Origin of the sequence: Serratia sp. Ag1 (assembly GCF_000743355.1) — a bacterium.
Lineage (GTDB): Bacteria > Pseudomonadota > Gammaproteobacteria > Enterobacterales > Enterobacteriaceae > Chania.
On record NZ_JQEI01000009.1, the window covers coordinates 197,545 to 208,698 of the forward strand.

Sequence of the window (11,154 nt, forward strand, 5' to 3'; positions counted from 1 at the left end):
CGCCAAGGATGGCGGTTTCAGGCGAGACAGGAAGGGACGCCTGTCGTAGCCGGCCGTAATGCGACGTGTCGTAGTGAGGGAAGTGGGCAAAGCCCACCGCCTGATATGGCAAGGGCCGGGGTGCAGGGGGCTGGCTCTTGAGCCCCTGCTCGGGCGCGTTAATCCTGTTTAAAATAAACACCAAATGTTTAGCGCACGAAAATAGACACCCGCCCCCCCTTACCGCTCCCTATGCAACAACAAATACACCGCCGGGATCACCAGCATCGACAGTAACGGCGCACTCACCATGCCGCCAATCATCGGGGCGGCGATCCGCTGCATCACCTCCGAACCCGCGCCGCCGCCCCACATGATCGGCAACAAACCGGCCATAATGGTGGCCACCGTCATCACTTTTGGCCGGACGCGTAACACTGCCCCTTCACTGATCGCCGCCATCAGTTGCTGCTGGCTTAACGGCTCATCAGATTGGCGATGTTTTGCCAACGCCTGGTTAAGGTACAACACCATAATCACACCAAACTCCGCCGCAACGCCCGCCAGAGCGATAAACCCTACCGCACCCGCCACCGACAGGTTGTAATCAAGCAGGAACAGCAGCCATACCCCGCCGATCAACGCAAACGGCAACGTTGCCATGATCAGCAACGCATCACGCACGCTGTTGAAGGTGATAAACAGCAGCACGAAGATAATCCCCAGCGTCACTGGCAGTACGATTTTCAACTGGGCGCTGGCGCGTTCCAAATACTCAAACTGCCCGGACCAACTGACAGAAACCCCGGCAGGCAATGTCACCTGCTGCGCCACCGCACGTTGCATCTCTTCTACCGCCGATTTCAGGTCACGCCCGCGCAGATCGACATAGATCCAGTCAGAAAGCCGGGCGTTTTCGCTTTTCAGCATCGGTGGACCTTCGGTAAGCCGGATATCCGCCAGTTCCGCCAGCGGCACCTGGCTGCCCGCCGCCGTCACTACCGGCAGCTCACGCAGGGCTTGCAGCGAATCACGGATCTCACGGGGGTAGCGCACGTTGATCGGGTATCGCGCGCGCCCTTCGATGGTTTCACCGATATTCTCACCGCCCACCAGCGTTGCCACCATCGATTGCAGTTCTTTGACCGAAACGCCATAACGCGCCGCACGCTGGCGATCGATATCAATATCCACATAACGCCCACCGGCAATACGCTCCGCCAGCGCCGAAGTGACCCCAGGCACCTGTTTCACCACCTGCTCGATCTGGTTAGAAGCGCGCTCGATATCGGCAATATTGCTACCGTTAACCTTGATGCCAACCGGGCTTTTGATACCAGTCGCCAGCATATCCAGCCGGTTGCGGATTGGCGGTACCCAGACGTTGGCAATGCCGGGCACTTTAACCACGCTGTCCAACTCCGCCACCAGCTTGTCCATGGTCATGCCAGGCCGCCATTGATCGCGTGGTTTAAAACGAATGGTGGTTTCCAGCATGGTCAACGGTGCCGGATCGGTGGCAGTTTCTGCCCGGCCTGCTTTGCCGAACACCGTATCCACTTCCGGTACGGTTTTTATCAAGCGATCGGTCAGTTGCAACAAACGCGCTGCTTCGCGGGCCGAAATCCCCGGCAAGGTGGATGGCATATACAACAGATCGCCTTCGTCCAGCGGCGGCATAAACTCACTACCCAAGCGGCTGAGCGGGTACAACGTCAGCACCAGCAGTGCGGCAGAAACCCCCAGTGTGGTTTTTGGCCGCGCCAGCACCGCCGACAACAACGGTTGATACAGGCGGATCAGCCAGCGGTTAAGCGGATTGGCATGTTCGTCTGGGATGCGGCCACGGATAAAGTACCCCATCAACACCGGCACCAGGGTGATCCCCAACCCGGCGGACACCGCCATGGCATAGGTTTTGGTGAATGCCAATGGTGCAAACATCCGCCCTTCCTGCGCCTGCAGCGAGAACACTGGGATAAACGACAGAGTAATGATCAGCAAACTGCAAAACAGCGCCGGGCCAACTTCCACCGCCGCCTGTTCAGAAATACGCCAGTAATCCTGCGGACTAGGTTGCTGCCCAGGATGGCGCTGTCGCCATTGTTCCAGCACTTTGTGCATGTTTTCGATCATTACAATCGCCGCATCCACCATCGCGCCAATGGCTATCGCAATCCCCCCCAGTGACATGATGTTGGCGTTAACGCCCTGATAGTGCATCACCACAAACGCCCCGAGGATCCCCAGCGGCAAAGTGACGATCGCCACCAGCGCCGAACGGAAATGCGACAGGAACAGCGTGCAAACCACCGCCACCACCAGGAACTCTTCCAGCAGTTTGAATGAAAGCGTGTCGATTGCGCGCTCAATCAGCTGCGAACGGTCATAAACCGGCACGATCTCCACACCCGGCGGCAACGTCTGTTGGATCTGGCTTAGCTTAACCTTCAATGCGTTGATAGTTTCCAGCGCATTCTTGCCGTAACGCATCACCACAATGCCACCGGCCACTTCGCCTTCACCGTTCAGTTCCGCGATGCCACGGCGCATTTCCGGCCCTTCACGCACCGTAGCCACCTGAGCCAGTAGAATCGGCACGCCGTCACGCGCGGTGATCACCACGTTCTTGAAGTCATCAAGCTTCTTCAGATAGCCGGAGGTGCGCACCATATATTCCGCTTCACCCATCTCCAGCAGCGCCCCACCACCTTCCTGATTGGCATCCTGAATCGCACCGACCACCTGCTGATGCGTAATGTTCAATGCCCGCATGCTCTCTGGGTTCAGCACCACCTGATACTGGCGCACCATGCCGCCGACGCTGGCCACTTCGGCCACATTAGGGACGGTTTTCAGTTCAAACTTCAGCGTCCAGTCCTGCAAGGCGCGCAGATCTGCCAGGCTGTGTTTGCCGCTTTTGTCTACCAGCGCATATTCATAGATCCAGCCAACGCCGGTCGCATCCGGTCCCAGCGCCACTTTCGCCTGTGCAGGCAATGCGGACTGCACCTGACTCAACGACTCCAGCACCCGCGAGCGCGCCCAGTAAGGATCGGTCCCGTCTGCAAACAGAATATAGATGTAAGCATCACCAAACATTGAGAAACCGCGCACCGTCGTGGCCCCCGGTACCGTCAGCATGGTGGTGGTCAGCGGGTAAGTCACCTGATCCTCAATCACCTGCGGCGCTTTCCCTGGGTAGGTGACACGCACAATCACCTGTACGTCGGAAAGATCGGGCAACGCATCCAGCGGTGCCTTCTGCAGTGCCCAAATCCCCCACCCCGCCAGCATGATCGACGCTAACAGCACCAACAGGCGATTGCGTATCGACCAACGAATCACTGAGGCAATCATGGGTGGCCTCCGTGTTCTGCCGCTTGCGGTAGGATTTGGCTGATGTGTGAACCATTTTCATCGACGCTGAAATGGATCATCACTTTACTGCCGAGGCCAATTCCCGCTGGGAGCCCCCCTTTCGGCAACGTGAAATCCATAGTCATCGCTGGCCATTGCAGCTCCGGCACCGGCTCGTGCGACAGCGTGATGCTTTCACCGTCCAACGCTGCAACCACCGCCTGCGCCTGATACTGTTGCACCGTTTGCTCACCAGCCAACTGCGGCAAGGCACTGCGCATACTGGCTTCTGAATCAATCAGGAACTGACCAGAAGTCACCACCTGTTGCCCAGCTTGCAGTCCCTGTTTGATTTCCACCCAGCCGTTTTGCGCCAACCCGGCCACCACCTCAACCGGGGTAAAGTGGCCATTGCCTGCCGCCACCAGCACCCGGTTACGATCGCCATTGCCGATCAGCGCTTCCTGTGGGATCGCCAGCACCGGTTTGGCTCCAGCGTTCGAGGCCAGATCCACCTGCAGATACATGCCTGGTTTCAGCCGCTGTTGCGGGTTTTGCAGCACAATGCGCGCTTTGAAGGTGCGCGTCAGCGGATCAACGTTCGGCAGCAGCTCACTCACCTCGCCGCTGAAACGCTCCCCCGGCCAACTGGCCGAGCTGGCCTGCACCGCATCCCCCACCCGCAACAAACCGGCCTGCGCCTGCGGATAATCAATCACCACCCACACCGGATCGAGGCTCGCCAGTTCAAACAACCCTTGCGTCGCCAGCACCTGTGCACCTTCACGCACATCCAGTTTGTTGATAAACCCGCTTTCCGGCGCAGTAACGGTCATGCGCGTTTGCGATTTGCCACTGCGTTCTACCTGGCGAATAATCGCTTCCGGCATAAATTGCAGCTCCAAACGCTGGCGAGCGGCAGCGGTCAGCGCACTGTCCCCCAGCGTGCGGATCGTGAGATATTCCTGCTGTGCAGCGCTCCAGTCGGGGATCCACAATTGCGCCAGCGCTTCACCCTTTTTCACCTGTTGCTGGCTGGCGCGCACGTAAAGCTTCTCTACCAGACCGCTGGCTCGGGCAGCGATCACCTGCACGCTGCGTTCGTCGGTTGCCACGCTGCCGTAGGCGCTAATCTGCACATTCAGTTCACGTAGCTGTGCCGCTGCGGTGCGTACCCCCAAATTTTGCTGCTGGCGCGCGCTGATAGTGACACCGCCGTCCTGTTGCTGCTCATCGGCATAGCGCGGCACCAGTTCCATGTCCATAAAGGGGGATTTGCCCGGTTTATCAAACCGCTGGCCGGGCACCATCGGATCGTACCAATACAACACCAGCCGTTCAGCGGCACCGCTGGTAGGTTTTGCCTCCGCAGTGGGCTGATTGGCAAACCAGTAACCAGCGACGCCGCCCACGACCAGCGCGGCTAATAACGCCAAGCTAACACGCATGTTCATTGTGCTGTCTCCTGCGGAGTAAGATAACGAATCGTGGCCCACAATTGCGCCAGTTCACGCGCCGCTTTACCGGCGTTCAGGCGGCTGTCGAGCAATGCCCGGCGCGCCTCCAGCACCGAAGAAAGATCGCTTTTGCCACTGCGGTATTGTGCCAATTGCAGGGCCACCCGCTGTTGTTGCAACGGAATGGCCTGTTGCTGTTGGCGCTGCCATTGGGTCTGCGCAGCCTGATACTGGGCCAGCAGCGTATCGAGCTGAGCCTGATGATCGCGGATCAGCAGCGTCAGTTGGTCATTGGCCTCCATGGAACGGGAAACATCGGCGGCATGATCTTTGTCTTGCCGCTGTGAGCGGAACACCGGTAGATCGACGGTGAACATCACGCCCGCCAAATCCTCATAGCCATCGGCCCGTTTGCCGTAATACACCTCAACCCCCACATCTGGGATCGCGGCGATCTCCGACTGGGCCGAACGGGCCTTAGCCACATCAGCTTCACGGCTGGCCTGCAGCACTTCCGGGTGCTGTTTGACCGCCTGCTGCAACTGATGGCTTGCAGCCGGTAAGCGTGCAAAATGTGGTAATGCGCCGCCGGTATTGGCGTCTGGCTGGCCGGTGAGTTGCGTCAGACGGGCCTGCGCAATAGCAACGTCACGCAGTGCTTCACTGAGCCGATCCTGCATCGCCAGCAAGGTCAAGCGCGCGTCGATCACGTTAGTCGCTGGTGAACTGCCGCTGGCAACGCCGGTATGCTGCGCGGCGATCTGGCGTTCACTTTCGTTGACCAGCGTTTGAGCATCCTTCAGCGTTTGCTGGCTTAACGCCAGTTCCAGCCACGCCTGCGCGGTTTGCTGTTGCAGACGAGCGCGGATAGTGGCGCTGCCCGCTGCGGTTTTACTCGCCTCGGCGCGCAGCGTATCCGCCTTGCGCTGGCGTTTACTGCTGCTGACGTAGTCCTGCATGAGGCCAATCCGCTCCATGGTCATGCCTTCGCGGGTCAAACGCCGGGCGTTGTTGCCTTGCACCGGCACGTTCTCAATCCCAACTTTTAACTTGGGATCGGGCAATTGCATCGCCGAATCAGCCATATTCTGCAGGGCATTAACCTGATGCTGATTGGCCGAAAGCTCAGCCGAATGGCGCTCTGCTGCGGCCAGCGATTGCTCCAGCGTCAGTTCGGCAGCCTGCGCACTCAGCGTATAACAGGCGAGCAGCAGCCAACCCACCCGTAATGGGTGAGAAAGTAATTTGGACATGATGCCCCCGTTATTGTTGGCTGGCGCGGATAGCCGTCAGTTGATAGCCACCGTCAACCTGACGGAAGCTGAAATCAACCTGAGCTCCTACTGCCAACGCGGGCAATGCCGGTTGGGGCTGAAGAAAGTTCATGGTCATCGGCGGCCAATTCAGGGCCGGGATCGCCGGATGAGCGAGCAGTACCTTGTTGTCACCCCAAGCTTTAACCACCCCGGTAGAGTGATAGACACTGGCCTCTGCGGGCGCGGCATGTTGATGATGTTGCATTTGCTCAGCAACGGCGGCAGAAGAGAAAAACAGAGAAATGAAAATTACAGTGATTAAACGCATAACGATAGCTCCGTAAGATAGTCAATAACCAACACAAGTCACCGTCTTGGACGGCAAAGCTGGATGGTTTGGCTATTCACGGAACCGGCAGAACACGATCTCTGCCGGTGGCCCTGCTATTGGAGGGGTTTGCCAAGCGGCACGGGAGAATTGCACTTGCTGGGCGGGTGCAACTACCCGCAATTCACTACTGGCAGGCAAGATCGCTGCCAAAGCTAAACTGCCATGATCCTGCTGCATCGGCTCAGGAATACAGTGTTGCTCACACAGTGGCCCTGCGGCCTGCATGTTGTCCATCACCGGATCGGTAGCCTGCATGTGCATCATATGCTGTTCTGCCGGTGTTTCAGCAGTGAATTGCAGATCGCAGCCGTGGTTGGCGATAGCCAATTGGCTGTTTAGCAACAGCCAGCAGACGGCCAATAGCCATGCGCCTGCCCGCTTCTTTGCGAAGCGTAGCCGATGCATAGATAAAGAGATGGACGCCAAAGCCGACATACCCTGATTCCGAGTAGATAAACTTCGCCGAGTATATCGGCAGGAAATCACCGCAGGAATAAAATTTACACCTGCTGACAAAGTCGACAGAGAATATTCCTGCAAGCTGTAAATACTTTGATTTCAGTCAAATATAACCGTAATACTTCAAGTTGCTTGGGTGTTGGCTGCGTTACTCGGCCCATACTGGGCCTCGCCCCTTCGGGGCCGCTGCAAGCAGCGTTCAAATCTGCCAAGCAGATTTGTCACTCACCCCAGTCACTTACTTGAGTAAGCTCCTGGGGATTCGTTCAGTTGCCGCCTACAAGCAACTCGAATTATTTTGGGTATAAGCAGATTGCAGACATAAAAAAATCGGGCCGTTTTCACGTACCCGATTTTTTAACGCTGATCAGCAGAACAACTTATTTCAGCAGTTTACGCATCACCAGCGTCGCGTTGGTACCACCAAAGCCGAAGCTGTTGGACATCACAGTAGTCAATTCACGCTGGGTTGGCTCGGTCACGATATTCATGCCCGCCGCCTTCTCATCGAGGTTTTCGATATTGATGCTTGGCGCAATAAAGCCGTGCTCTACCATCAGCAGGCTGTAGATAGCTTCCTGCACGCCAGCAGCACCCAGTGAGTGGCCGGTCATGGCTTTGGTTGAGGAGATCGCCGGGGTGTTGTCGCCGAACACTTCGCGGATAGCCCACAGTTCTTTCACATCGCCAACCGGCGTAGAAGTGCCGTGTACGTTCATGTAATCGATAGGGGTATCGACGCCATTCAGCGCCATTTTCATGCAGCGCACCGCACCTTCGCCTGATGGAGCGACCATGTCAGCGCCGTCGGAAGTCGCGCCGTAACCGATGATTTCTGCGTAGATATGCGCGCCACGTGCCAGCGCGTGCTCCAGCTCTTCAACCACGACCATACCGCCGCCGCCAGCGATGACGAAACCGTCACGCGCTGCGTCGTAAGTACGGGAAGCTTTTTCTGGCGTGTCGTTGTAGCTGGTAGACAATGCGCCCATAGCGTCGAACTCACAGGCCATTTCCCAGCACAGCTCTTCACCGCCACCAGCAAAGACCACATCCTGCTTGCCCAGTTGGATCAGTTCCATCGCGTGGCCGATACAGTGTGCAGAGGTTGCACAGGCAGAACTGATGGAATAGTTCACACCACGGATTTTGAATGGGGTAGCCAGGCAGGCTGAAACGCCGGACGCCATCGCTTTGGTGACCATGTAAGGGCCGACGCCGCGCAGGCCTTTGGCGCGCATGCCGTCGGAACCCGCCACCTGGTTACGTGGAGAACCGCCACCGGAACCCACCACCAGGCCGGTACGATCGTTGGAAACCTGGTCAGGTTCCAGACCGGAGTCTTTGATCGCCTGTTCCATGGAAAGATAGGCATAAACGGACGCATCGCTCATAAAGCGCATGACTTTACGATCGATCAAACCGGTGGTGTCCAGTTTAACATTGCCCCATACGTGACTACGCATGCCGGAATCTTTCAGCTCCTGAGAGAAGGTGATCCCAGAGCGTCCTTCCTGCAGGCTTGCCAGGACCTCCTGCTGGTTGTTACCAATGCTGGAGACGATTCCCAGGCCAGTAATCACTGCACGTTTCATTCAATACCTCTTCCACAATTTGCATTCGGGATTTTGCATCGCACTTTAGCGTACAGATGTAAGCCGAACAAGTCCGATCAGAATGATTTCCGTATTATACCTATCCGGTTTGCACCACAAGAGCCACGTCGTTAAAATCGTGCTACCCCTTGAGTGACGAGCCATACACCGTGAGCCATACCCCCATCCAAACCGCAGCGTTAAGCTGGAATGAACAGGGTACACCTGTTTCTGAACAGTTTGATGACGTCTATTTTTCTAATCAGGATGGGCTGGAGGAAACCCGCCATGTCTTTCTGAACGGCAACCGACTGCCGCAGCGCTTTAACCAACACTCGCGCCCGCTGTTTATTGTGGCGGAGACCGGCTTCGGCACTGGGCTGAACTTCCTCACTCTGTGGCAGGCTTTCGCCCGTTTTCACGCAGCCTCTCCTGATGCAGAGTTACAGCGGTTGCACTTTATCAGCTTCGAAAAATTCCCGTTGCGGTTAGCGGATCTGGCCGCCGCTCACGCACAGTGGCCGGAGTTGGCAACCTATGCCCACGAACTGCGGGCGCAATGGCCACTGCCATTGCCGGGCTGCCACCGCCTGTTGCTGGCCGCAGGGCGCATCACTCTCGATCTGTGGTTTGGCGATGTCAATGAGCTGTTGCCACACTTTGACGCCAGCATGAATAACCAAATCGACGCCTGGTTCCTTGATGGCTTCGCGCCGTCAAAAAACCCCGATATGTGGAGTGAAGCACTGTTTGCTGCCATGGCACGTTTTGCCCGCCCAGAAGGCAGCTTTGCTACTTTCACCGCCGCAGGCTTTGTGCGCCGTGGCTTACAGCAGGCTGGTTTTACCGTGGCTAAATGTAAAGGTTTCGGTCAGAAGCGCGAAATGCTGACAGGCACGTTACCCGCAGACACGCCACCGGCCAGCAACCCACAACCCTGGTTCCTGCGCCCTGCAGCCCAAAACAGCAACGATGTGGCGATTATCGGCGGTGGCATTGCCAGCGCCCTCACCGCGCTGGCGCTGTTACGGCGCGGTGCCCGCGTCACGCTGTATTGCGCCGATGCGCAACCGGCTGAAGGGGCTTCCGGCAACCGCCAAGGCGCACTTTATCCCCTACTGAATGGCCAAGGTGATGCGCTGGAAAACTTCTTCTGCGCCGCCTTCCTGTTTGCCCGCCGCCAGTACGATGCGCTGCTGCAGCAAGGTGCCCAATTCGATCATCAGTGGTGCGGCGTTAGCCAACTGGCTTATGACGAGAAAAGCGCCGGGAAGATTGCCAAAGTCCTGGCCGTTACCTGGCCATCTGTGCTGGTGCAAGCGGCCAACCGCCCTACCCTTAGCGCCTTATGCGGCGTTGACACCGGTTTTGGCGGTGTTAGTTACCCGATGGGCGGTTGGCTGTGCCCTGCCGATCTCACCCGCGCCGCTTTGGCCGTTGCTCAGCAACAGGGGTTGATTTGCCATTATCAGCATCAGCTTGTTGAGCTGCAGCACGTAGGCGAGCGTTGGCAATTACAGTTTGCCGCTGGGCAGACTGGCGAACATGCAACGGTGATCCTGGCGAACGGCCACCAGTTACCTGCGCTGACACAGAGCGCGGCATTGCCAATGGCGGCAGTACGCGGCCAGGTTTCACATATCCCAACCACGCCAGCGCTGAGTGCGCTGAAACAGGTGTTGTGTTACGACGGTTACCTGACGCCAATCAACCCGACCAACCAGCAGCACTGCATTGGCGCCAGCTATCAGCGTGGGGAGATCGATACACAATATAGTGAAGCGGAACAGCAGGAAAACCGCGCGCGGCTATTGCGTTGCCTGCCAGAGCAAACCTGGCCGCAGCAGGTAGATGTCAGTGGTCAGCAGGCGCGCTGTGGCGTGCGCAGTGCCACCCGCGACCATATGCCGATGGTGGGAGCGCTGCCGGATTATGCCGCCACGCTGGCGTTGTATGCGGATTTACAACAGCAACGTCTGCGCGGGGCAACCGTTGCTGATGCGCCGGTTTACCCGGGGCTGTTTATGATTGGCGCATTGGGGTCGCGCGGCCTGTGCTCCGCTCCGCTCGCGGCGGAAATTCTGGCTGCGCAGCTATTTGGCGAACCGTTACCGGGCGATGCCAAGCTGCTGGCAGCACTGAACCCGAATCGGTTATGGATCAGAAAGTTGCTGAAAGGACGGGCAGTTTAGCGCAGGGAATCGGGTTCAGCAGGCTGATCCCTGAGGATGACAAAGTCGCCTTCTAGCCCGAGATACCCAGGTCTAGCGCACCGAGGGGCACTCCGACGGCTTACGCCGTTACGACCCCTTCGGCACGCTCCCCCTAATAACTAGGCTGTGTCCCTTAATTTGACAATCGCTTTAAAAACAACCGAATGGCACCTAATTTAAGCATGCTCAGGTAATTTCTAGCTGTCTTTTCCGAGCGGGTAGCGATTCGGCGATGTTCTTTAAGCTTGGCGAAGCAACGTTCAACGACGTTACGTTTTTTGTACAATCGGGTATCGAGTTTCCGGCGTTTATCCTGGCTGGCTTTTTCATTCAATTTAAAAGGGATAACGGCTTTTATCCCTTTAATTCTCAGTTGATTACGCAATGCCTGACTTGAGTATCCCTTATCAGCCAGCACCGCTCTAGGCCGCGATTTCAGGTGCC

Annotated in this window: 8 protein-coding genes; 1 reads left to right on the top strand and 7 read right to left on the bottom strand. The window is 57.3% G+C overall.

Annotated elements, in window-relative coordinates; translation table 11 throughout:
- Nucleotides 1–219: 219 nt before the first annotated feature.
- The 6 genes from IV04_RS06085 to fabB form a co-directional block, all read right to left on the bottom strand.
- Nucleotides 220–3,339: an efflux RND transporter permease subunit gene (locus tag IV04_RS06085; RefSeq protein WP_037402581.1), complete on the bottom strand. Its 3,120-nt coding sequence runs from the start codon at nucleotides 3,337–3,339 to the stop codon at nucleotides 220–222.
- Entirely contained in the window at nucleotides 3,336–4,793 is a 1,458-nt protein-coding gene (locus IV04_RS06090; RefSeq protein WP_037402583.1) for an efflux RND transporter periplasmic adaptor subunit, read from the bottom strand. Before IV04_RS06090 ends, IV04_RS06085 begins: the two co-directional genes overlap by 4 nt.
- Complete coding sequence (locus IV04_RS06095) at nucleotides 4,790–6,049, bottom strand: TolC family protein (protein WP_037402587.1); 1,260 nt, start codon at nucleotides 6,047–6,049, stop codon at nucleotides 4,790–4,792. The genes IV04_RS06090 and IV04_RS06095 overlap by 4 nt, the downstream gene beginning before the upstream one ends.
- Nucleotides 6,050–6,059: 10 nt before the next feature.
- Nucleotides 6,060–6,380 carry a copper-binding protein gene (locus IV04_RS06100; protein ID WP_037402591.1) on the bottom strand — a complete coding sequence of 107 codons (321 nt, stop codon included), beginning with the start codon at nucleotides 6,378–6,380 and terminating at the stop codon, nucleotides 6,060–6,062.
- A gap of 72 nt (nucleotides 6,381–6,452) precedes the next feature.
- Nucleotides 6,453–6,878, bottom strand: a complete 426-nt coding sequence (locus IV04_RS06105; protein WP_037402595.1) for a hypothetical protein — start codon at nucleotides 6,876–6,878, stop codon at nucleotides 6,453–6,455.
- Between the two features lie 404 nt (nucleotides 6,879–7,282).
- Nucleotides 7,283–8,497: a beta-ketoacyl-ACP synthase I gene (gene fabB, locus IV04_RS06110; RefSeq protein WP_037402598.1), complete on the bottom strand. Its 1,215-nt coding sequence runs from the start codon at nucleotides 8,495–8,497 to the stop codon at nucleotides 7,283–7,285.
- A 170-nt stretch (nucleotides 8,498–8,667) separates the two neighbouring features.
- Between fabB and mnmC the strand changes: the two genes are divergently transcribed.
- The gene (gene mnmC / locus IV04_RS06115) at nucleotides 8,668–10,689 is read left to right on the top strand and encodes a bifunctional tRNA (5-methylaminomethyl-2-thiouridine)(34)-methyltransferase MnmD/FAD-dependent 5-carboxymethylaminomethyl-2-thiouridine(34) oxidoreductase MnmC (RefSeq protein WP_037402625.1); all 2,022 of its coding nucleotides are present in this window, start codon (nucleotides 8,668–8,670) and stop codon (nucleotides 10,687–10,689) included.
- A 154-nt stretch (nucleotides 10,690–10,843) separates the two neighbouring features.
- On the opposite strand, the gene IV04_RS25070 is transcribed toward mnmC, so the two are convergent.
- Nucleotides 10,844–11,154: transposase (locus IV04_RS25070; RefSeq protein ID WP_152562815.1), on the bottom strand; the 311-nt coding region annotated here is incomplete at its 5' end.

What these genes read in the sequence shown, in the direction of transcription:
- IV04_RS06085 (WP_037402581.1), bottom strand. Translation starts at nt 3,339, where the DNA reads ATGATTGCCTCAGTGATTCGTTGGTCGATACGCAATCGCCTGTTGGTG.
- IV04_RS06090 (WP_037402583.1), bottom strand. Translation starts at nt 4,793, where the DNA reads ATGAACATGCGTGTTAGCTTGGCGTTATTAGCCGCGCTGGTCGTGGGC.
- IV04_RS06095 (WP_037402587.1), bottom strand. Translation starts at nt 6,049, where the DNA reads ATGTCCAAATTACTTTCTCACCCATTACGGGTGGGTTGGCTGCTGCTC.
- IV04_RS06100 (WP_037402591.1), bottom strand. Translation starts at nt 6,380, where the DNA reads ATGCGTTTAATCACTGTAATTTTCATTTCTCTGTTTTTCTCTTCTGCC.
- IV04_RS06105 (WP_037402595.1), bottom strand. Translation starts at nt 6,878, where the DNA reads ATGTCGGCTTTGGCGTCCATCTCTTTATCTATGCATCGGCTACGCTTC.
- fabB (WP_037402598.1), bottom strand. Translation starts at nt 8,497, where the DNA reads ATGAAACGTGCAGTGATTACTGGCCTGGGAATCGTCTCCAGCATTGGT.